Source organism: Massilia aquatica, assembly GCF_011682045.1.
Classification (GTDB): Bacteria; Pseudomonadota; Gammaproteobacteria; order Burkholderiales; family Burkholderiaceae_D; genus Telluria_A; species Telluria_A aquatica.
In genome coordinates this window covers 106,072-128,299 of record NZ_VVIW01000006.1, presented here as the reverse complement: position 1 = coordinate 128,299, position 22,228 = coordinate 106,072, and the positions used below count along the sequence as shown (strand labels likewise).

Here is a 22,228-nt window from a genome sequence, read left to right as displayed (position 1 = left end):
CTTCAAGGAGGAACGTGCCATATGGATACCGCAGTCAGATTTCCCACCACACCCAAGGCAGTCAAGGCGCATGCGCTCAAGCTGTCGCCGCGCATGAACGTCGAGAAAGCCTTCCAGGCGATCATGCGCAATTGCCTCGACCAGATCGAAGCCAACGAAACCGGGGTCATCAAGTACCACGATGTCGAGAGCCTGCATCAGATGCGGGTCGGCCTGCGCCGCCTGCGTGCGGCGCTGGGCATGTTCGACGACGCGCTCAGCCTGCCGGTGGCGTTGCGCGCGGAGCTCGACTGGCTGGTGGCGCAACTCGGACCGGCGCGTGACTGGGATGTCTTGGCCGGCTCGACCTTGCCGGCGATCAGCGGCAGCGTCGAGGCGCTGGCGCCGCTGGTGCCGGTGCAACTGGCCGCCGCCGACAAGGCCAACGCGCTGCATGCCGCAGCCGGCGAGGCGGTCGGGTCCGAGCGCTACCAGGACCTGATCGGCCACCTGGAGCGCTGGCTGGACGAGCGCGGCTGGCGCGCAATGCAGTTGCCGGCCGACCGGGCGCGGCTCAAGATGCGCATCGCCGACTTTGCCAAAGGCATTCTCGAGAAGGACCAGCAGCGCCTGCTCAAGCGCGGGCGCAAACTGAAGCAGGCCGATCCCGAAGCGCGCCACCGGGTCCGCATCGCCGCCAAGAAAACCCGCTACGCCGCCGAGTTTTTCGCCTCGCTGTATCCGCACAAAACCGTGCGTCCGTATGTCAGCGCGCTGGCCAGCTTGCAGGATGAACTCGGCTTGATGAACGATGCCAGCGTGGCCGCCGGCCTGCTGGGGCAGTTAAGCGAGGGCGATGCCGCTCTGGCCGAGGGAGCCGCATTCGTGCGCGGCTACCTGGCCGGACGCGCCGCGCAGGGCGACGGCAAGGTGCGCAAGCTGTGGAAACGGTTCGTGCCGCTGCGCGCGCCGGGCTGACGGCACGGTTTGCGCCCGCCCGGTTTGCATGGATACAGCCGGGTAAGGGTGTCAGCGAACCAGTATGTGGATAGGGCGGCCAGTCCGTCATGCAGCAAGCAAGAGCGGCGCCTGTTGCGCAAGAGATCCAGGCAGAAATAGCTCCCCAGCTGACTGAGCGGACGAAAACCGTTTTCCGGGGGCATCAATTGCGCCAGGCTGAAGGAGACAGGCGGGTGCGGGCAAACTGAAACAATGGTCCCTCCGACAAGAATCGAATTTGTGGAAGGCACATTTAGGCATTATTTGCAGCAACCTCGCCCAGTAGGACAGCGCAGGGGGATCATAACGTTGTTGACAGTGCGTAGGCTGGCGATGTCGGCCGCCGCCATGTGCAACGACAAATCCTCGTACGTGATCGTGGCGATCTGCTTCTCGCCGAACACTGGCAGAAAGTAACGATTGAGCGTGTTGCGGTATTCCTTGACCGACGTCTCGGCCAGCTCCTGTCCGGCTAGGAGCAGCCACGTTGCTGCGATTTCTCTGAAGGTCGACCCAGCCGGCGCCAGCTGCTTCTTCAGCCAGGGCGAGTCGGGAAAATACTTGGCGAAATCGTCGATAGTGAATTTGTCGGGGCCTAGGCTGATCGCGGAGATCACCTCTGCCGGCAGACGCGCTGCAGCCTTTAGGTTGGCCGACCTGGGAGTGAGGACTATGCGCCCACCCAGGCCTCTACTCGAATTGTTCGAGCCGCATATAGTGTGGGCGGCCGACGGTCGGTGCACGTTAACCGGATTCGAGCGCGTGAAGAACGAGGCTGGCCGGCTGGTAGATTACGCCAGTCCTGGGGGTGCGCGCTGATCGCGGCGCCGGCCGACCGCTTGTAGATATGGACTTCGATCTGTTGACGTGTCTCGCCGTTGCGATTGACGATTACGGATACGCCTTCATGCGGAAGGGGTATGCAATCGCCCAGCGCCCATATCGAGTTTTCGCGAACAGAGCAGTATGTTTGACTTTGTTGATCTCGAAGTCGCAAGTGGTTATTTCACCCGCTGAACAGGAAACATCGCTCACGCTCCCGTTTTTGACAAGGCTGATCTGGTCCGGAGTACCGCCAACAAAAGCAATTTTTGACGCAACGGCCTCCACAATCAGGCTATCAGACGGACGGCTCGAGTCACAGGCGCAAAGGATGGCGAGGGGCAAGAGCGCAGAGGCGTATCGTTTCATAAGTTTCTTATAGAAATATTTATTGGCTTACAGTAACATGAGATTCCCAATCGACGTAAAAAAGCCCGAGCAGAGTCGGGCTTTTTTTGCGTGTCACTCGCGTGTGATTTACGTGTGAATGCGACGACAAGTACAGACTATCTAAGACAACAACCGGCAACTTTCGATTTCTAAGAATCCCCAATTAAATCAGGGTCTTACATTGTCTTTCGTGGTCTGCCAACAACTTATCTAGTGGTGAAGGCGGCGGGAATCGAACCCGCCAAAGCACAGCAACCGACGCTGATTCCTCTACAGCTCTAGTGTCTGAGAGTATATAACTCTTTGTCACACTCCTGTCGCGAGAAAATCATAAGCTATTGATTTTCAACGGATTTTTGGTCCCTCCGACAAGAATCGAACTTGTATCCCACGCTTAGGAGGCATGTGCACTATCCATTGTGCTACGGAGAGGACGCTGTGATTCGGCGATCGGCGCCCGCCTTGGCCGGCCCGGTGTCGTGAATCGACCGCAATTATAGCCGAGGTTTGCGCCCTAAATGGCGGCAAATTGGGTGCTAGCTGTCCCGAGTCGGTACAATGCGTGCTTCATTCATTCATCCGGCCGGTTTTCCGGCCTGCGCACTCATCCTCTATGGCTGTCATTTCTCTCTCGTCGGCGCAACTTGCGTTCGGCCACGTCGCGTTGCTCGATCACGCGGAATTTTCCCTTGAAACCACCGAGCGCGTCGGCCTGATCGGGCGTAACGGCACCGGCAAGTCCTCGCTGCTGAAAACCATCTCGGGCAAGTTCAAGCTCGATGACGGCCTGTTGGTCATGCAACAAGGCATCAAAATCGCCTATGTCGAGCAGGAACCGACCTTCGACCCGGCCACCTCGGTGTTCGACGCGGTCGCCGCCGGCATGGGCGGCCAGGCCGCCATGCTGGCCGAATACGAAGAACTGACCGGCAAGTTCGGCCAGGGCGACGATGATGCGCTGATGGAACGCATGCACGATCTGCAAGTGCAGCTCGATGCGACCGATGGCTGGAGCATGCAGAACAAGGTCGACACCACCCTCGACCGCTTGAGCCTGGCGGGCGAGTCGCTCATGGGCACCTTGTCGGGCGGGATGCAAAAGCGCGTGGCCCTGGCCGTGGCGCTGGTCTCCGCACCCGACGTGCTGCTGCTCGACGAGCCGACCAACCACCTCGACTTCCGCTCGATCCTGTGGCTCGAAAGCCTGCTGCGCGATTTTAAAGGTTCGGTGCTGTTCATCACCCACGATCGTAGTTTCCTCGATAACGTGGCCACCCGCATTATCGAACTCGACCGCGGCAAGCTGCTGTCCTATCCGGGCAATTTCACCGCCTACCAGACGCGCAAGGCCGAACAGCTCGAAATCGAAGAGGTGGAAGCGGCCAAGTTCGATAAATTCCTGGCCCAGGAAGAAGTCTGGATCCGCAAGGGCGTCAAGGCGCGCCGCGTGCGCGACGAAGGCCGCGTGCGCCGCCTGGAAGCGCTGCGCCTGCTGCGCGCCGCGCGCCGCGACCAGCAAGGCCAGGTCAAGCTCGAAGTCTCGTCGGGCGAACGCTCGGGCAAGATCGTGGCGGACTTGGAAAACGTCAACAAGTCGTATGGCGATAAAGTCATCGTCAAGGATTTCAGCGGCACCATCCTGCGCGGCGACAAGGTCGGCCTGATCGGCGCCAACGGCGCCGGCAAGACCACCTTGCTGAAAATGATCCTCGGCGAAGAGCAGCCCGACAGCGGCTCGGTCCGCCTCGGCACCAAGCTGCAGGTCGCGTACTTCGACCAGATGCGCGCCCAGCTCAACGAGGAAGCCAATCTGATGGAAACCATCGCCCCCGGCAGCGACTGGGTCGAGATCAACGGCGCGCGCAAGCACGTCATGACCTACCTGAACGATTTCCTGTTCGCGCCGGAACGCGCCCGTTCGCCGGTCAAGTCGCTCTCCGGCGGCGAGCGCAACCGCCTGCTGCTGGCGCGCCTGTTCGCCAAGCCGGCCAACTGCCTGGTGCTCGATGAGCCGACCAACGATCTGGACATCGACACCCTCGAATTGCTCGAAGAGTTGTTGGAAGACTACACCGGCACCGTGTTCCTGGTCAGCCACGACCGCACCTTCCTCGACAACGTGGTCACCCAGGTGATCGTCGCCGAAGGAGAGGGCAACTGGCGCGAATTCGTCGGTGGCTACACCGACTGGGAACGCGTCAAGGCACAAACCCCGGCCGCGACAATCAAGGCGCCTGTTAAAAATCCTACAACAACTCCTAGCCTTCCTGTTGCTAAAAAGGTAAAATTAAGTAACAAGGAACAGCGCGAGCTCGATGAGCTGCCATTATTGATAGCCAGCCTGGAGGACGAGCAATCGGCCATCACGCAGCAACTCAATGCACCGGACTTTTACAGGACCAACCCAGCCGACGCCAAGCGCCTCAATGCGCGCTTCGCCGACATCGATCAGCTTCTGAGCGATGCGCTGGAAAAGTGGGAACTGATCGAAGCCCGTTCAAAGGGATGATCACCAACGAATAAACTGGAGCGGGCGTTATGCCTGGCAGATGAAGCACTATGTCCGAACGCAATGAACAACACGACCTGACGGCGCTTGCCGCTGCCAACGTTCCGATGTTCAGCCGCGCGGCATGGGTCCGCATCCTGCCTTTCCTGGTTTATATCTTCTTCATCATCGCGGTCGATGTCCTGGCCCGCCTGGGCATCGAGCTCCAGGCGCTGCGCTGGATGTACGCGCTCAAGATCGGCGCCGTGCTGGCCACCCTGGCCTGGTTCTGGCGCGATTACACCGAATTGCACAGCTGGGACCTGGGCCTGACGGCCACTGCCGTCGCCCTTGTCACCGGGGTGCTGGTGCTGGTGCTGTGGGTCAGCCTGGACGCCAGCTGGATGGTGATCGGCTCGCCCGACGGCTTCAATCCCACTACCGGCGGGCGCATCGACTGGCTGATGGTGGCCGTGCGCATCGCCGGGGCCGCCCTGGTCGTCCCCGTCATGGAAGAACTGTTCTGGCGCTCCTTCCTGATGCGCTGGATCGATTCGGATTCCTTCCACTTGCTTGATCCAGCGCAAATAAGCCTCAAAAGTGTTGTGATTGGGGTCGTGCTGTTTGGATTTGAGCATAACCTGTGGCTGGCCGGGATGGTCGCCGGCGCCGCTTATTCCCTGTTGTACATGAAACAACGAAGCCTGTGGTCTTCCATCCTCGCGCACGCCGTCACGAATGGCCTTCTCGGGGTGTGGATTGTGCGAACAGGAAATTGGACATACTGGTAATATCTCGCCCATTCGATCCGACTTGAACAAAGACTAACAAATGCCTTCATCCTTGCCATCCTCTCAGCACCGTGCGCAAGCCGCCGCGCGCGTCGCATTGCGCGCTGGAAAGCGTACGTGCGCGCGCGCCGTGGCGCTGGCGCTCGCCCTCGGCGCCGGCGGCGGCCAGGCCTGGGCCGGGCCGTCCGATCCGCTGCATGTTTACGGCGGCCTCGGCTATTTCTACGACGACAACCTGTTCCGCCTGTCCGAGGAGTCGCCCGGTTACGACAACCAGCGCAGCGATTCGGCGCGCCAGAGCGTGGTCGGGGTCTTGTTCGATAAAACCTGGAGCCGCCAGCGCATCCAGGCCCAGGGCAAGCTGTCGAAGGTGGCTTTTTCGCATTTCAAGCAGCTCGATTACGACGGCAAGGATTTCCAGGGCACCTGGAACTGGCAACTGGCCAACCATCTCGAAGGCAGCCTGGGGGCGACCTACGCCCAGACCCTGGCGCCGTACACCGATTTCCAGAGCCGCGAGCGCAATCTGCGCGTGCAGCGGCGCCAGTTTGTCGACGCCGCCTGGCGCATGCATCCGAGCTGGCGCGTGCGCGGGGCCGCCTCGCGCGACAAGTATACGTATGAGCTGAGCGTGCAGCGCTACAACGACCGCACCGAAGACGCCGTCGAAGCCGGCTTCGACTACCTGCCGCGCAGCGGCAGCAGCGCCGGCCTGGTCGTGCGCCGCCTCTCCGGCAAGTACCTCAACGAGCGCATCCTGGCCGGCGTGGTGCGCGACGATGATTACGAGCAGGATGAGCTCAAGGCGCGCATCGTCTGGCGCGCCACCCCGATCACCACGGTGCAGGCGCTGGCCGGCTACGCCAGGCGCAAGAATGCGCAGTCGGGTCCGCGCGACGTCAGCGGTTTTAACGGGCGCGTCACGGCCAGCTTCACTCCGCGCCAGAAACTGCGCCTCAATACCGCCGCCTGGCGCGAGTTTTCCGCCATCGAGAATTACTTCTATACCTTCAGCCTGAACCGCGGCATCAGCGCCGGCGCCAGCTGGGACGCCAGCGCCAAGGTGCGCGTGGACGCCAACGCGAGCGTCGAACAGCGCTCCTACGAAGGCCGGCTGCTGAACAATTCGCCGGACGACCTGAGCGACACCTTGCGCCAGGCAAGCGTGGGCGCGACCTGGTCGCCCCTGCAAACAGTGCAATTTTCAACCTCTTTCATCCACCAGGAGCGCAGCGGCGCGCGCTTCCTCGGCAATGGAAGCTTCAAGGCGAACACGGTTTCGGTGAACGCCAATGCGCAGTTCTAAAGGTGCCCATGACGGTCAATGACATCCCCTTAATTTCGTTTTTCCAGCGCGTGCTCGATCCCCTGATCATCATGGGGAGCCTGTACGTGGCGTCAATGTACTTCCATGAGCCGTTCACGGGGTATTCGCTGGTATTGATGATTCTCGCCTTCTTCGTTTCCTCGGCCGTCTACCAGCACGTCGATCCGTACCGCACCTGGCGCAGCGGGCGCATGGTCGCGTATGTGCGCGACACCGTGTTCGGCTGGGTGCTGACCGTGTGCGTGCTGCTGTTCCTCGGTTCGGCCAGCGGTTTGTCGGGTTATTACGACAATCAGGTGGTGCTGACCTGGTTCGTCGCCACCCCGATCATCATGCTGGTGAGCCACCTGGCGGTGCGGCGCGTCTCCGTCGGTCCCGGCAACAATACCGAGATGCGTTCGGTGGTGGTGATCGGCGCCAACGATGTCGGCCTCAAGTTCGCCGGCATCTGCGAGCGCCACAAGAACCTGTTCATGCAAATGCACGGCTTTTTCGACGACCGCACCGAAGACCGCCATCCGGCCAACCTGCGCCATCCGATGCTGGGCAAGATGGCCGATATCGCCGCCTATGTGCGCGAACACAACATCAAGATGATCTTCATCAGCCAGCCGATTTCGGCCCAGCCGCGCATCCGCAAGCTGCTCGACGAGCTGCAGGACACCACGGCCTCGGTCTATTTCCTGCCCGATATCTATGTGTTCGACCTGATGCAGGCGCGTTTCGACAACGTCGGCGGCATGCCCGTGATCGCCATCTGCGAAACCCCGTTCATGGGCTTGAACAGCATGATCAAGCGCACCAGCGATATCGTGCTCGGCCTGGTCATCCAGCTGATGCTGCTGCCGATCATGCTGGTCATCGCCGCCGCCGTCAAATTCACCTCGCCCGGGCCGGTGATCTTCCGCCAGCGCCGCTACGGCCTGTATGGCGAAGAGATCATCGTCTACAAGTTCCGCTCGATGACCGTGACCGAAAACGGCGACACCGTGGTGCAGGCGCGCAAGGGCGACCAGCGCATCACCCGGGTCGGCGCCTTCTTGCGCAAGAGTTCGCTCGACGAGCTGCCCCAGTTCTTCAATGTGTTGCAGGGGCGCATGAGCATCGTCGGTCCGCGTCCGCACGCGGTGGCCCACAACGAGCAGTACCGCAAGCTGATCAAGGGCTACATGCTGCGTCACAAGGTCAAGCCCGGCATCACCGGCTGGGCCCAGGTCAACGGCATGCGCGGCGAGACCGAAACGCTGGACAAGATGGAAGCGCGCATCCAGTACGACCTCGACTACCTGCGCAGCTGGTCGCTCTGGCTCGACCTGTGGATCATCGTCAAGACCGTGAAAGTGGTGTTCAGCCGCGAGAACGCGCATTGAGACGGATTAAGGGAGACTTAAGCGTCTGCCGCAGTGCAGCAAAGTTGTTTCGCTGTCATCGTTAACGCGCTAAAATGAGGCTCTGCGAGCATGCTCCGGCACAGTGCGCAGAGCATGATGCGGTGCGCAATGGCGGCACCATTTAAACGCATCGATTTGCCGAAATGTGTAATAATCCGGGCAATGTCGTTGTGTATTAATCAAGCTTTATAACAAAAATTCGAGGACTAAATTGAACATCTCCACCCTGGCCATGTCGCCGCCTTCACACAAACGTTTGCTGTGCGCCGCCCTCATGGTGGCGCTGGCCGGACTGGCCGGCTGCGGCAACAAGGACAGCAAGCCCAAAGTGGGGCAGGCGCTGGTCAGCGTCAACGGAGAAGAAATCACCGAATTGCAGCTGAGCGAGGAGCTGATGCTGGCCAACGTGCCGCCGGCCCAGCAGACCGACGCCAGCAAGAAGCTGGTCGAAGCCCTGATCGACCGCCAGCTGCTGCAGAACGAAGCGGCCAAAGACAAGACCGACCGCGATCCCAAAGTGGTGCAGGCGATCGAACGGGCCAAGGCCCTGATCATCGCCCAGGCCTACATGCAGAAAAAAGTCGGCGCCGTGCCGCGTCCGACCCCTGCCGAAGTGAACGACTACTACAGCAAGAACCCGGACTTCTTTGCCAACCGCAAGCAGTTCGACATGAAGCAGCTGGTCATCCAGACCAAGGATCTGAGCGAGGAAGTCAAGACCGTGGCCGAGAACGCCAAGTCGCTGGACGATGTCGCCGTCTGGTTCGACGCCAACAAGGTCAAGTTCATGCGTACCCAGGCGTCGCGCACCACCTCCGACCTGGCGCCGGAGATGTCGGCCAAGCTGAAAAGCATGCCGAAGGGCCAGCTGTTTATTGTCAAGGAAGGCGAGCGCAGCATGCTGGTCTCGATCGTCGACGTGCGCGACAACCCGGCCACGCTGGAAGTGGCGGCGCCGCAGATCGAAAAGTTCCTGTTCAACAAACGCACCAAGGACGCGGCTGATGCCGAGCTCAAGCGCCTGCGCAGCGCCGCCAAGATCGATTACCTGAAGGCGCCGACCCTGGCCGCCACGCCGGCCCCCGCCACCGCGGCCACGCCGGCCCCGGCCGCGCCGGCGCCTGTCGCGGCGACCCCGGCCCCGGCCGAGCCGGCAGCCACCCCGGGCGCCGACGATGCCGCCACCGCGCGCGGCGTGGCCGGCCTGAAATAATCGGCTGCGGCCGCCGTTCCGACAACTGAAACCAATCAATAGGGTGATACATATGAACAAACTGGTACATGGCCTGATGGCTTTGCTGACGACCTTGACAATGAGCGCGGCCAGCGCCGCCGACCTGCCGCTCGGCCCGGGCGACGTGCTCAAGGTGTCGGTCTACGGCAGTCCCGACCTGACCCTGGAAACCCGGGTCAGCGAAGGCGGCAACATCAGCTATCCGCTGATCGGCCAGGTGCCGGTGGCCGGCCTGTCGGCCGCCGCCGCCGAAAAGAAGATCGCCTCCATGCTGGAAGCGGGCAACTTCGTCAAGAAGCCGCAAGTGAACGTCATCGTCACCGCAGTGCAGAGCCAGCAGGTATCGGTGCTGGGCGCGGTTAACCGTCCGGGCCGCTACCCGATCGAAGGCAAGCGCAGCCTGATCGACCTGCTGGCCATGGCCGGCGGCATCAACAGCGAAGGCGGCGACCGCCTCAGCCTGGTCCGCACGCGCGACGGCAAGACCACGCGCGAAGAAATCGACGTCGTCGAGATGGTGCGCAACGGCCAGCTCAACAAGGATTACGTCTTGTCCGGCAACGACGTGCTGTACGTCGAGCGTGCGCCCAAGTTCTATATCTACGGCGAAGTCCAGCGTCCGGGTGCATTCCGCCTCGAGCGCTCGATGACCGTGGTGCAGGCCCTGTCGGCCGGCGGCGGCCTGTCCATGCGCGGCACCGAGCGCGGCCTGGTGATCAAGCGCCGCGACGCCGACGGCAAGATCCGCCTGATCGACGCCAAGCAGGACGACCTGCTGCAAGTGGACGATGTCGTCTTCGTCAAGGAAAGCTGGTTCTGATTTTCCCGGCCCCGGCCAGTGGCCTTCGCTCCCGGCCCCGGCCGCCGCACCACATTGAGAGTTGCTAAATGAATTTATCCCAGTTCCTGCTGATTTTGTATGCGCGCAAGTACATCATCCTGGCGACCTTGATCGTCACCGTCACGCTGACCCTGATGGTCAGCCTGTCGATGCCCAAGACCTACCAGGCCACGGCGTCCGTGCTGCTCAACTACAAGGGCGTCGATCCGCTGACCGGGATTGCCATGCCGAGCCAGCTGTTGCCGGGGTATATGGCGACCCAGATCGACATCATCAGCAGCAAGAATGTGGCCGGGAGGGTGGTCGACCAGCTGAAAATGGCGGAAAACCCGACCGTGGTCGAGCAGTTCCGCAAAGCCACCGGCGGCAAGGGCACCGTGCGCGACTGGCTGGCCAACCTGCTGCTGGTCAAGCTCGACGTGGTCCCGTCGCGCGAAAGCAGCGTGGTCGAAATCAATTTCAAGGGCGCCGATCCGCAATTCGTGGCGGCCGTGGCGAATGCCTTCGCCGAGGAATACCAGAAGCTGGCCATTGAACTGAAGGTCGAGCCGATGAAAAAGGCCGCGGCCTACTTCAACGAACAGACCAAAATGCTGCGCGGTAACGTGGAAGCGGCGCAGAGCCGCCTCTCCAAGTACCAGCAGGACAATGGCATCGTCAGCGTCGACAACCGTCTCGACGTCGAATCGAACCGCCTCAACGACCTCTCGGCCCAATTGGTCGCGGCCCAGGGCCAGGCCATGGAAGCGACTTCGCGCCAGGGCATGGCGCAGGGTTCGCGCGCCGCCGATTCGCCCGACGTGGCCTCCAATCCGCTGGTCCAGAACCTCAAGGTGCAGCTGGCCGGGGCCGAATCGCGCCTGGCCGAAGTCGGCCAGCGCCTGGGCGTGAACCATCCGCAATACCTGAGCATCAAGGCCGAAGTCGACAAGATCAACGCCAACCTGTCGTCGCAGCAGCGCTCGGCGTCCAGCAGCGTCGGCAACAACGCCGCCATCCTGCAGCAGCGCGAAGGCGCGGTGCGCGCGGCGCTGGCGGCCCAGAAGGCCAAGGTACTCGAACTGAACCGCAGCCGCGACGAACTCGGCGTGCTGGCCAAGGATGTCGAGAGCGCCCAGCGCGCGTTCGACGCCACCTCGATGCGCTTTTCGCAAACCCGCATCGAAGGCGCCTCCGAACAGTCCGACATTGCCGTGCTCAATCCGGCCACTGCGCCGCTGAACGCCAGCGGCCCGCGCGTCATGCTCAACACCATGCTGTCGGGTTTCCTGGGCGTGATGCTGGGCCTGGGCTTCGCCCTGCTGACCGAAATGATCGACCGCCGCGTGCGCTCCGAAACCGATATGGCCGAAGTGCTGCAGATGCCGGTGCTCGGCGTGATCGACTGGACCGCTTCCAAGCGCCGCTACAGCGCGATCAATTCGCTGCTGCCGCGCCGCCTGCGCCTGGGCTAACTAGCAGCCTGCCCGCGCCCGAACCAACAATAGGAAACACCATGACGCAGACCGAGCTTTCCCTGGCCGCCTCCGAGAAACTGAAACGCGCCGATTCGAGCATCGGCGGCTTGCTGCTCGAATCGGGCAAGATCACCCCCGAGAACGCCGAGCGCGTGCTGCGCATGCAGAAGGAACTCGGGATCCGCTTCGGCGAGGCGGCCCAGCGCCTGGGCCTGATCAACGAGGCCGACATCCAGCAAGTGCTGGCGCGCCAGTTCGACTACCCGTACCTGCAGCCGGGCGAGGGCAGCTATTCGCCGCACCTGGTGGCCGCCTACGATCCCTTCAGCCCGCAGGTCGAAACCCTGCGCGCCGTGCGCAGCCAGCTGATGCTGCGCTGGTTCGCGCGCGGTCGCAAGTCGCTCACCGTGGTCGGCATCGACCGCGGCGACGGCGCCAGCCTGTTCGCGGCCAACCTGGCGGTGGTGTTTTCGCAATTGGGCGAACACACCCTGCTGGTCGACGCCAACCTGCGTAAACCAGCCCAGCACAGCATTTTTAACATTCCCGGCAAACAGGGCCTGTCCGACGTGCTGGCCGGCCGCGCCGACCTCGACGTCATCTCCCATGTCGGCTCGTTCGTCGACCTGTCGGTGCTGGGCGCCGGCACCTTGCCGCCGAATCCCCAGGAACTGCTCAGCCGCAGCAATTTCGCCGGCCTGAACGCCCAGCTCGAATCGAAATACGATGTCACCCTGTACGACGTGGCCGCCAGCCAGACCGGGCTTGACGCCCTGGTGCTGGCCGCCCGCACCGGCGGTGTGCTGATCGTCGCGCGCAAGAACAAGACCCACATGGGCGACGTCAACGCCCTGGCCGAACAGGTCGCGCAAAACGGCGCCGTGGTGGTCGGTTCTGTCTTGGTGGACTTCAAATGAGCACGCAGGCCAAGTCGTCCGTGCCGGCCGGCCTGTCCGGCAACGGCGCGCTGCCGTCCTGGGCGCCGATCGCGCTCGGCCTGCTGCTCATGTACGTGCCCAGTTTCTACGATATGTTCACCGGCCTGTGGGCCACCGAAGAACAGGCGCACGGCCCGATCATCCTCGGCATCGCGCACTGGCTGCTGTACCGCAACTGGGGCCAGATGCTGGCCGTCAGCGAAGGCCGGCGCGGCAGCCCGCTGGGCTGGCCGCTGCTGGTGCTGTCGGTGTTCGTGTACTTCATCGGCCGTTCGCAGGGCATCGCCATCTTCGAGATCGGCTCCTACCTCGGCACCCTGATGGCGCTCATCCTGCTCATGCGCGGCAGGCAGGCGCTGCGCGCCCAGTGGTTCCCGTTCTTCTTCATGCTGTTCATGCTGCCGCTGCCCGGTTCCCTGGTCGACATGCTGACCATGCCCATGAAAACCGCCGTCTCGTGGGTGGTCGGCAACGTGCTGTACTGGGTCGGCTATCCGATTTCGCGCAGCGGCGTGATTTTGCAGATCGGCCAGTACAAGCTGCTCGTGGCCGACGCCTGCGCCGGCCTGCATACGCTGTTTACGCTGGAGGCGCTGGGACTGCTGTACCTGAACATCGTGCGCCACAATTCGCTGTTCCGCAACATCACCCTGGCCATCCTGATCGTGCCGATCTCGTTCATTTCGAACGTGATCCGGGTCATGGTGCTCACCCTCATTACCTATCACCTCGGCGACGCGGCCGGGCAGGGCTTCCTGCACGGTTTCGCCGGCATGGTGCTGTTCGTCTCGGCCCTGCTGCTGATCATCGCCACCGATTCGCTGCTGCGCTTCGGCGCCGCCGACAAGCAGGCGCTGCCGCTGTTCGCCAGCGAAGCCGGGCCGCCTGCGCTCACCGCCAACTACGGTCCGCTCGGCATGGCGCTCGGCGCCGCCGTGCTGATGGGCGCGGCCCTGCTGGCCACGTTTGCCATCAAGCCGCAAAAAATGCTGGCCGACAGCGAGCCGGCGATCGTGCTCGAAACCAGCGTCCCGGCCGCCTTCGGCGACTGGAAGATCGATCCCGACGCCGTGGCCATGGTGCCCTCCTCGGTGCAGCAGGAAAAAGTGGCGGCGATCTACAGCCAGACCCTCTCGCGCACCTACATCAACAGCCGCGGCCAGCGCGTGATGCTGACCATCGCCTACGGCTCGAACCAGACCCAGTCGATGCGCGCGCACCGCCAGGAGGTGTGCTACGCGGCCCAGGGCTTCCAGATCCGCGACCTGCACAACGAGAATATCGTCATCGACGGCTTGCCGGTCCCGGTCACGCGCATGGTGGCCAGCCATGGCCCGCGCATCGAGCCGGTCACTTACTGGTTCACCATGGGCAGCAGCGTGGTGCGCAGCTATCTCGACCGCCAGGTGGTGCAGCTCAAGTACGCGCTGTCCGATTACATTCCCGACGGTTACCTGGTGCGCGTCTCGGCCATCGAGCCCGACGACAAGACCGCGTTTGCCGCCCAGGATGCGTTTGTCAACGAGCTGATGAAGCACGTTGCGCCACCCGTACGCGCCAAGCTGATCGGCGCTCCTGCGTGATGTGCGGCGTACCGAGCGCACAGGGGCCGGCATGATCGAGCACCCGGTTCCCCAGTCGCGCCGCTACAAGGGCGGCAGCAAGTGGACGGCGCTGGTGGGCATCGTTGCGCTGCTGCTGCTGGCGGCCGTGTTCGGGGCCGCCGTGCCGACCCTGGGCGTGCTGGTGCCGGCGGCCCTGATCATGTGCGGCCTCGGCTTGTGGGTCATGCTCGATTTCCGGGTCGGCGTGGCCGCCGCCATCGTCATCATGCCGCTCTCGGCGCTGGTCTTCTTTCCGCATGAAATGCTGGGCATCCGCGGCCTCAATCCGCTCAACCTGATCCTGTTCCTGACCATCGTTTCCTACGTGGTCCATGCCGGCCTGCGGCGCTGGCGCGATCCGGTCGCGCCGATGCGCCTGCTGGCCTGGTATATTTTGCCGATCGGCATCGCCTGTGCGGTCGGCATGTCGAATGTCCACCTGATCCCGCCGCGCTTCGAGGCCGAACGCCTGATCCAGTACCACGATGGCTTCGGTTACATCCGCGACATGTTCATCAAGCCGCAATTTCTGGTGCTGCTGGCGCTGATGGTGGGGCTGTCGGTGCGCCACAGTAAAAAACCGGAAAAATTCCTGTACCTGATGCTGCTGTCCGGCTGGATCTTTTGCGCCCTGGTGGGCTGGCGGCTGCTCAGCTCGGGCATCTCGCTGCGCCAGCTGGCCTCGCCCCTGGCGCGCGACTTCCTGGGCAGCCTCGGCATGCACGCCAACGAAATGAGCCTGTTGTTGAACATGCTCTACGCGGTCACCCTGTTCTCGCTGCGCGGGGCCGGCGACGCCCAGCGCCGCCTGCTGTTCGTCTCGTCCGTGGTGTTCGCCGTGTGCGTGCTGATGACCTTCTCGCGCGGCGGCTTTATCGGCTTCATCCTGGTCAACCTGATTTACTTCTGGAAGCGCATCAGCGTCAAGACCGTGATCATCGGCGTGATCGTGGCCGGCTGCATCGGCCCGCTGGTGATCGAACCGATCCTCGAACGCGCCCTGACCGGGGTCGGCAACGGCGACCGCGGCGCCGTCACCGCCGGCCGCCTGGACGGCATCTGGCTGCCGCTGCTGCCGTATGTGCTGGAAGAACCGGTGTTGCCGAAAGGCGTGCGCTCGCTCTTGTGGAGCCCGCCCGTGCGCCTGAACAAGATGCTGCCGGTGGCACAGACCCACAGCGCCTGGCTGGGCGGCCTGATGGACCTGGGCCTGGTCGGCTTCGGCTTCGTGCTGGCCTTCCTGCTGTTCGTGCGGCGCGAATTCCTGCGCCTCTCGCGCGAGCATGCCAGCGCCAGCCTGCAAGGCATGTTTGCCGGCGGCGCCGTCATGATTCCCCTGTGGTTCATCCAGGGTTTCACCGACGATATGTTCACGCCCACGTTTTCGCAATCGTATTTCTGGATCATGCTGGGCATCCTGATGGGTTGCGGCGGCGTGTACCGCCTGAAGGACAGGAACCGGCATCGGGAACCGGCGCCCTGGCACGACAAGCCCTTTGACTTACGGAAAGATGAGTTGGCAACGTGACGGATACTGATTCAATGCGCAATTCAATGCAGCCCGACGCTGTAGCTGCTAATGCAGCGCAGCGCGATGCAGGCAAACGCAACTCGGCGCGCATCTGCATGCTGAACTATAACGCCTGGGGCGTGATCGCCGACCTGGATGGAAAAAACGTCCACATCGGCGGCGAAGAAGTGCAGCACGCGCTGATGTCGCGCTACCTGGCGCGCAGCGGCCACCAGGTCACTTCGCTGGTGGGCGACTTCGGCCAGCAGGCGGTCGAGCAGGTCGGCGGCGTCACCGTGCGCAAGACCTTCGCCCTCGATGCCGGCGTGCCCGGCCTGCGCTTTTTCGCGCCGCGCCTGACCGCCACCTGGGCCGGCCTGAAGGCGGCCGCCGCCGACGTGTATTACGTCAGCTGCGCGGGCGCCAGCGTCGGCATCGTTGCCGCCTTTTGCCAGCGCCACGGGCGCCGCCTGGTGTTCCGCATCGCCTCCGACGCCGATTGCGCGCCCGATACATTGATGCTGACCAACGCGCGCGATCGCGCCCTGTATCACTACGGCCTGCGCCGTGCCGACGCGATTCTGGCGCAAACCGATAAGCAAGCGGCGCTGCTGCTGAAAAACTACGGCTTGCATGCTGAAGTGGCCGGTATGTTTTCCGACCTGCCCGAGACCGTCCTCGCGCCCGCCGAGCGCGCCACCGACCTGCTGTGGCTGGCCAATATGCGCTCGATGAAGCGTCCCGAGTGGTTCATCGACATGGTGCGCGCGCTGCCCGAACTGGCCTGCGAGATGGCCGGCGGCGCCAATCCGGCCGAGCTCGATCTATACGCGCGCACCGAAGAGGGCAGCCGCGCCTTGCCCAATCTGCGCTTCCACGGCCAGGTCAAGTTCGGCACCACGCGCAGCCTGTTCGCGCGCGCCCGCATTTTTGTGAACACCTCGTCCTTCGAGGGCTTTCCCAACACCTATCTGCAAGCCTGGGCCAACGGCGTGCCGGTGGTCGCCACCTTCGACCCGGACGGCATCATCGCCCGCCTGGGCCTGGGCGTGGCGGTGAGCGACGTCGCCGGCGCCGTCGCGGCGGCGCGCGCGCTGCTGGCCGATCCGGCCGGGCTGGCCGCCTGCAGCGCGCGCTGCCGCGCCTACGCCATCACGCGTCTCGCGCCCGAGACCGTCTCCGCACCCTACCTGGCGGCGCTGCTCGCATGAGCCTGCAACACGGCCAGCACGCGCGCATTGCGATGAGCGCGCTGCCCAGCGGGCGCGGGCGATGAGCGGCGCCAGCCTGAAACGCGGCGCGATCACCCTGACCGCCGCCAACATGCTCGACTTCGGCCTGCAATTCCTGATGCCGATCGCGCTGGTGCGCCTGTTGCCGACGGCCGCCTTTGCCGATTACCGCCTGGCCTGGCTGGCGATCGGCACGGCCATGGCGATCGCGCCCTTCGCGCTGCCGCGCAGCCTGTTTTACTTCCTGCCGCGCCATGCAGGACCGGCGCGCGCGCCCTATGTGCACCAGACCCTGCTGATGCTGCTGCTGACCGGCGCTGTGGCCGGGCTGGCGCTGGGGCCGTGGAATCGGCTGCTGCCCGACAGCCTGCGCGCCATGCACAGCGCGGCCTGGTTCATGCCGGCCTTCCTGACCCTGTGGGTGGCGGCCAACCTGATCGAATTCCTGCCCAATGCGCGCGGCGACGTGGCCGGGCAGGCCAGGATGATCCTGGTGCTGGCCGTGCTGCGCGTGGTCATGGTGGCCGCCGCCGCCTGCTCCGGCAGGGTCGACGTGGTATTCGGGGCACTGGTCGCCTACGCCGCCATCAAGGTCGTGCTGTTGCTGCTGCACATAGGGCGTCACTACGGCTGGCGTGTGTTTCCGCTACAAATGCCGGTGCTGCGTACCCAGCTGGTCTACGCCTTGCCGTTCGGCCTGGCCTCGGCCCTGTTCCTGCTGCGCGGCCAGGCCGACCAGTGGGTCGCGGCCGCCATGTTCCCGGCCGCCGCCTTTGCCGCCTTTTCGATCGGGGCCGTCATCATGCCGGTGGTGGCCCTGGTGCGCAGCAGCGTCAGCAACGCCATCGCGCCGCGCCTGTCCGCGCTCGAATCGAGCAAGGACCAGGACGGCATGCTGCGCCTGAACCAGCGCGCCAACCTGGCCAGCGCCTTCGTGCTGCTGCCGACCCTGATGCTTACCGCCGTGCTGGCGGTGCACATCGTGACCGTGGTCTACACCGACAAATACCTGCTCGCCGCCGACGTCATGCGCATCAATTGCCTGGCCCTGCTGGGGGTGGCGGTCGAGGTCAGCACGCTCACGGTGGTGCTCAACCAGGGCCGCTTCCTGCTGGCCGCCGACGCCTGCCTGCTGTTCGTCAGCCTGGCCGCCGGCGTGAGCGGCGCGCTGCTGTTCGGCGTGCCGGGCGCCGCGCTCGGCAATGTGCTGACTCTGGCCGCCGGCAACGCCTTCAGCTTCTGGCGCGTCTCGCGCGTGACCGGGGTGCCGCTGCGCCAGCTGCAGCAGTGGGGCGCGCTGCTGCGCATCCTGGCCGCCTGCCTTGGCGCCGGCGCCCTGGCCGCGCTGCTCGATGCCGCCGACCTGGTGCGCGCTCCCTTGCCCGAAGCGCTGCTGATTGGCGCCGCCTTCGCCGTCGCTTATGCCGCCCTGCTCAAGCTGGCCGGCGCGCTGCCCGAGGCGCGCGCCCTGTTCCTGTCCAAGCCGCCCGCCGCAGCGCCCGTCGCAGCTCCAACATCTTCTACCAAACACGATTAACCATCCCAGGATCGACCATGCCCGCACTTCAAAAACTGCTCTTCGTCTTCGGCACCCGCCCCGAGGCCATCAAACTGGCGCCGGTGGTGCTGGCCGCGCGCGCCCACGGCGGCTTTGAGGTCGTGGTCTGCGTCACCGCCCAGCACCGCGAAATGCTCGACAGCGTGCTGGCCTTCTTCGGCATTGTCCCCGAACATGACCTGAACCTGATGAAGCCGGGCCAGACCCTGACCGGTCTGACCACCGGCGTGCTTGGCGGCCTGGCGCCGGTGCTGGAACAGGAGCGCCCGGACTGGGTGCTGGTGCAGGGCGACACCACCACCGCCTTTGCCGGTGCCCTGGCCGCGTTCTACGCCAAGGCCAGGGTGGCCCACGTCGAAGCGGGCCTGCGCACCGGGAATATCTATGAACCGTTCCCGGAAGAGATGAACCGCAAGCTGGTCGGCGCCATCGCCGAAATGCACTTCCCGCCGACTGCGCCGGCCAAGGCCAACCTGCTGCGCGAAGGCATTCTTGAAGAACGCACCCTGATCACCGGCAATACCGGCATCGACGCCCTGTACCTGGTGCGCGCGCGCCTGCAGGAAGACCCGGCCTGCCGCGCGCAAGTGGCCGCCGCACTCGAACCGCAGGGCCTGAACCGCTTCATCGGGCCGCGCCGTCCGTTCGTGCTGGTCACCGCGCACCGGCGCGAAAGCTTCGGCGCCGGCTTCGAGGCGATCTGCACCGCCATCGCCGAGCTGTGCACGCGCTATCCCGACATCGATTTCGTGTTCCCGGTGCATCCGAATCCGGCCGTGCGCGGCGCCGTCGAGCGCTATCTGGTGCCGGCCGGCTTCGCCAACCTGGTGCTGTGCCAGCCGCTCGACTACCTGCCGTTCGTGGCCATGATGATCAACGCGTCCGTGGTGCTGACCGATTCCGGCGGCGTCCAGGAAGAAGCGCCGAGCCTGGGCAAACCGGTGGTGGTCATGCGCGACGTCACCGAGCGCATGGAAGGCGCTTCTTCCGGCATGGTGCACCTGGTCGGCCCGCACCGCGAACGCATCGTCACCGCCGTGGCCAGCCTGCTCGACAACGACGTGCGCGACGGCAGCGGCGGCAATTTCTATGGCGATGGCCATGCCTCGCAGCGCATCCTCGACACCCTGGCCGGCTTCGGAGAGCGCGCTTGAAGATTTTTGCGATCTGCTACTACGCGCCGCCCAAGCTGACGCCGCAGGCGATCCAGATCGGGCGCCAGCTGTACCACCTCGATGCGCGGGTCGAACTGCTGCACGGCAGCGACCCGCAGTTTGCCGACGCCTACGACCAGTATCCGGATTTTTTCGAGCGCATCGGCTCGCTGTGCGTGCCCAGCCCCGGCACCTTTTTCAAGGGTTTCCTGCACAAGGTCGCGCGCCGCCTGCTGCCGCTGTATAACACCATTCCCGATAGCCTCGGTCCATGGCGCCGCCGTGCGCTCGCTCCCGCGCTGGAACGCATCGCCGCCAGCGGCAGCGAGGTGCTGGTCAGCTTCGGCATGCCGATGTCGGACCACCTGCTGGCGCTGGACATCAAGCGCCGCACCGGTTTGCCATGGCTGGCGCATTTCAGCGACCCCTGGTCGGACAATCCCTTCCATCCGAATACCTGGCTTGAACACCGGGTCAACGCCGCGCTCGAGCGGCGCGTGATTGGCGCCGCCGACCGCGTGCTGTTTACCTCGCAGCGCACCCTGGACCTGGTGATGGCCAAGTATCCGCCGGCCTGGCGCGCGCGCGCCGCCGTGCTGCCGCACGCCTGGGACATGGATAATTTCGCCGGCCCGGAGCCAGCCCTGGCGCCGGCCGTGGCGGTGGCGGCGCGTCCCGGCGTCAGGCATGTGGTACGCCACATCGGCGCCTGCTACGGCGCCCGCTCGCCCGAGCCGCTGTTCGCGGCGCTGGCGCGCATGCTCGAACGCCAGCCGAACGCGTTCGATACGCTCGCCTTCGAATTCGTCGGCCACGTCTCGCCCAACCTGCTCGTCTCGGAGGCCTACAAGGCGCTGCCGCCCGGCCTGGTACGCATGCGCGGTCAGGTCGGCTACCGCGCATCGCTGCAACTGGCGCGCGACGCCGACGCGCTGCTGGTGATCGACGCCCCCAGCAAGTTGCCCAGTGTGTTCCTGCCAAGTAAACTGGTGGAGTACATCGGCGCGCGCCGCCCGGTCTGGGGCATCACGCCGCCGGGCACCTCGGCCGACCTGATCGCCGAGTGGGCCGGCAGCGCCGACGCCTGCGCCGCCCCGGACGATATCGAAGCGGTCACCCGCATGCTGCGCGCCGGCCTGGCCGCGCTCGATGGCGCGGCCGGGCAGGGCGGCCCGGCCGGGTTGGACGAGCGGGTGGCCGAACGCTTCGCCGCGCCACGCGTGGCCGCCGCCCTGAAGGACCAGATCGCGCTGGCGATGGGACGCAGCTGAACCAGCTGCCGGCCCCGCCCCGGCGGGAGTCTCTACTTTGACCATGATTGCTTGACAACCCAGATGACGCCAATGACCCTCCTGTTCGTCGCCGACCAGCTCAAGTTCGGCGGCGCCGAACGCCACCTGGTGGCGCTGGCGACCGGCCTGGCCCAGCGCGGCCACAAGGTGGCCGTGGCCTACCTGAAGGATTCCGACGAACTGGCCGCCGAGCTGGAACGGGGCGGGGTCGCGCCCATCGTCTGCTGCCATTCCGGTGGCGGCGTCGACCTGGGCGCCTTGAAGCGCCTGACCGGCCTGATCGACGACCTGGCGCCCGCCCTGGTGATCGCCACCTCCCAGTATTCGCAGATGTGCGCCACCATGGCCGGCTGGCGCGCGCGGCGCCGCCCGCCGCAGGCCTTTATTTGCCACAGCATGGGGGTGGTGCGGCGCGGCGCCAGCGCGCGCCTGCGTTTTATCGTTTACCGTCAATTTTATCGGACGGCCGCCTGCGTCATCTTCATCAGCGAGCTGCAGCGCGGTTTCTTTGCCAAGTTAGGTGTCGGCCTGCGCCGCAGCGAAGTGGTGCACAACGGGGTCGACCTCGGGCACTTTTCGGCCGGCCTGGTGGCGCAGCAGGCCAGCGCCCTGCGCGCGCAGCACGGCGTCAAGCCGCACGAGCTGGTGATCGGCCTGTGCGCCATTTTCCGCGAAGAGAAACGGCACGGCGACCTGCTCGACGCGTTGGCCCGTTTGCGCGCCCAGGGCGTGGCGGCGCGCGCGGTGCTGGTCGGCGACGGCGTGATGCGCCCGCAGATCGAGGAGCGCATCGATGCGCTCGGCCTGCGCGAGGCGGTGCTGCTGGCCGGCTTCCAGCAGGATGTGCGCCCTTTTATCGGCATGTGCGATGTGATGACCCTGACCTCGCACGACGAGAATTTTCCGATCGCCACCCTGGAATACATGGCGCTCGGCAAACCGCTGGTGTCGAGCGACGTCGGCGGCATGCGCGAGCAGGTCGAGGACGGCGTCAACGGCCTGCTGTACCCGGCCGGCGACGTCAACGCACTGACTGCCGCCCTGACCCGTTTGAGCGATCCGGCGCTGTGCGCGCGCCTGGGGCAGGGCGCGCTGGCCTCGGTGCGCGCGCGCTTCGATGTGCAGCACATGATTACGCGATACGAAACTATCTTCCGCGGACTGGCCGGCGCGCGCGCCGCTGCCGCCACCACAACCACCACAGCATAGAAAGCCCATCAA

The 22,228-nt window shown here is 64.6% G+C and carries 18 protein-coding genes and 1 tRNA gene; 16 read left to right on the top strand and 3 right to left on the bottom strand.

Features of this window, described 5'->3' with window-relative positions; genetic code table 11:
- Positions 1 to 21 precede the first annotated feature (21 nt).
- Complete coding sequence (locus F1609_RS12955) at positions 22 to 957, top strand: CHAD domain-containing protein (RefSeq protein ID WP_167076847.1); 936 nt, start codon at positions 22 to 24, stop codon at positions 955 to 957.
- A 281-nt stretch (positions 958 to 1,238) separates the two neighbouring features.
- On the opposite strand, the gene F1609_RS34555 is transcribed toward F1609_RS12955, so the two are convergent.
- The 3 genes from F1609_RS34555 to F1609_RS12940 all read right to left on the bottom strand — a co-directional run bounded on the left by F1609_RS34555 (position 1,239) and on the right by F1609_RS12940 (position 2,622).
- Positions 1,239 to 1,595, bottom strand: coding sequence for a tyrosine-type recombinase/integrase (locus tag F1609_RS34555; RefSeq protein ID WP_167076846.1), 357 nt, complete (start codon positions 1,593 to 1,595; stop codon positions 1,239 to 1,241).
- Positions 1,596 to 1,869: 274 nt separating this feature from the next.
- Positions 1,870 to 2,169, bottom strand: a complete 300-nt coding sequence (locus F1609_RS12945; RefSeq protein WP_167076845.1) for a hypothetical protein — start codon at positions 2,167 to 2,169, stop codon at positions 1,870 to 1,872.
- Positions 2,170 to 2,547: 378 nt separating this feature from the next.
- Positions 2,548 to 2,622 (bottom strand) — tRNA-Arg (locus F1609_RS12940).
- A gap of 181 nt (positions 2,623 to 2,803) precedes the next feature.
- On the opposite strand from F1609_RS12940, the gene F1609_RS12935 reads away from it, so the two are divergent.
- The 15 genes from F1609_RS12935 (at position 2,804) to F1609_RS12865 (ending at position 22,216) form a co-directional block, all read left to right on the top strand.
- Entirely contained in the window at positions 2,804 to 4,699 is a 1,896-nt protein-coding gene (locus F1609_RS12935) for an ATP-binding cassette domain-containing protein (RefSeq protein WP_167076844.1), read from the top strand.
- Positions 4,700 to 4,749: 50 nt separating this feature from the next.
- A complete protein-coding gene (locus tag F1609_RS12930) occupies positions 4,750 to 5,469 on the top strand; it encodes a CAAX prenyl protease-related protein (protein ID WP_196785435.1) in 720 nt (239 codons plus the stop codon).
- 40 nt (positions 5,470 to 5,509) lie between these two features.
- Positions 5,510 to 6,775, top strand: coding sequence for an XrtB/PEP-CTERM-associated polysaccharide biosynthesis outer membrane protein EpsL (epsL, locus tag F1609_RS12925; protein WP_229421859.1), 1,266 nt, complete (start codon positions 5,510 to 5,512; stop codon positions 6,773 to 6,775).
- Between the two features lie 8 nt (positions 6,776 to 6,783).
- Positions 6,784 to 8,166 carry an undecaprenyl-phosphate glucose phosphotransferase gene (locus F1609_RS12920; RefSeq protein ID WP_167076843.1) on the top strand — a complete coding sequence of 461 codons (1,383 nt, stop codon included), beginning with the start codon at positions 6,784 to 6,786 and terminating at the stop codon, positions 8,164 to 8,166.
- Between the two features lie 232 nt (positions 8,167 to 8,398).
- Positions 8,399 to 9,400: an EpsD family peptidyl-prolyl cis-trans isomerase gene (locus F1609_RS12915; protein ID WP_308609383.1), complete on the top strand. Its 1,002-nt coding sequence runs from the start codon at positions 8,399 to 8,401 to the stop codon at positions 9,398 to 9,400.
- Between the two features lie 52 nt (positions 9,401 to 9,452).
- Positions 9,453 to 10,241 (top strand): polysaccharide export protein EpsE, encoded by a 789-nt coding sequence (gene epsE / locus F1609_RS12910; RefSeq protein ID WP_167076842.1) that lies wholly within the window; start codon positions 9,453 to 9,455, stop codon positions 10,239 to 10,241.
- Between the two features lie 68 nt (positions 10,242 to 10,309).
- Positions 10,310 to 11,716 (top strand): chain length determinant protein EpsF, encoded by a 1,407-nt coding sequence (gene epsF / locus F1609_RS12905; protein WP_167076841.1) that lies wholly within the window; start codon positions 10,310 to 10,312, stop codon positions 11,714 to 11,716.
- Positions 11,717 to 11,757: 41 nt separating this feature from the next.
- Positions 11,758 to 12,636, top strand: coding sequence for a chain length determinant protein tyrosine kinase EpsG (epsG, locus tag F1609_RS12900; protein ID WP_167076840.1), 879 nt, complete (start codon positions 11,758 to 11,760; stop codon positions 12,634 to 12,636).
- A complete protein-coding gene (gene xrtB / locus F1609_RS12895) occupies positions 12,633 to 14,240 on the top strand; it encodes an exosortase B (RefSeq protein WP_167076839.1) in 1,608 nt (535 codons plus the stop codon). The genes epsG and xrtB overlap by 4 nt, the downstream gene beginning before the upstream one ends.
- A gap of 31 nt (positions 14,241 to 14,271) precedes the next feature.
- Complete coding sequence (locus F1609_RS12890; protein ID WP_167076838.1) at positions 14,272 to 15,789, top strand: O-antigen ligase family protein; 1,518 nt, start codon at positions 14,272 to 14,274, stop codon at positions 15,787 to 15,789.
- 14 nt (positions 15,790 to 15,803) lie between these two features.
- On the top strand, positions 15,804 to 16,982 hold the full coding sequence (locus F1609_RS12885; RefSeq protein ID WP_167076837.1) for a glycosyltransferase family 4 protein: 1,179 nt from the start codon (positions 15,804 to 15,806) through the stop codon (positions 16,980 to 16,982).
- A gap of 61 nt (positions 16,983 to 17,043) precedes the next feature.
- Positions 17,044 to 18,540, top strand: a complete 1,497-nt coding sequence (locus F1609_RS12880; protein WP_167076836.1) for a lipopolysaccharide biosynthesis protein — start codon at positions 17,044 to 17,046, stop codon at positions 18,538 to 18,540.
- A 17-nt stretch (positions 18,541 to 18,557) separates the two neighbouring features.
- The gene (gene wecB, locus F1609_RS12875; RefSeq protein ID WP_167076835.1) at positions 18,558 to 19,715 is read left to right on the top strand and encodes a non-hydrolyzing UDP-N-acetylglucosamine 2-epimerase; all 1,158 of its coding nucleotides are present in this window, start codon (positions 18,558 to 18,560) and stop codon (positions 19,713 to 19,715) included.
- Positions 19,712 to 20,986: a glycosyltransferase gene (locus tag F1609_RS12870; protein ID WP_167076834.1), complete on the top strand. Its 1,275-nt coding sequence runs from the start codon at positions 19,712 to 19,714 to the stop codon at positions 20,984 to 20,986. Before wecB ends, F1609_RS12870 begins: the two co-directional genes overlap by 4 nt.
- A gap of 72 nt (positions 20,987 to 21,058) precedes the next feature.
- Entirely contained in the window at positions 21,059 to 22,216 is a 1,158-nt protein-coding gene (locus F1609_RS12865) for a glycosyltransferase (protein ID WP_167076833.1), read from the top strand.
- Positions 22,217 to 22,228: the final 12 nt, after the last annotated feature.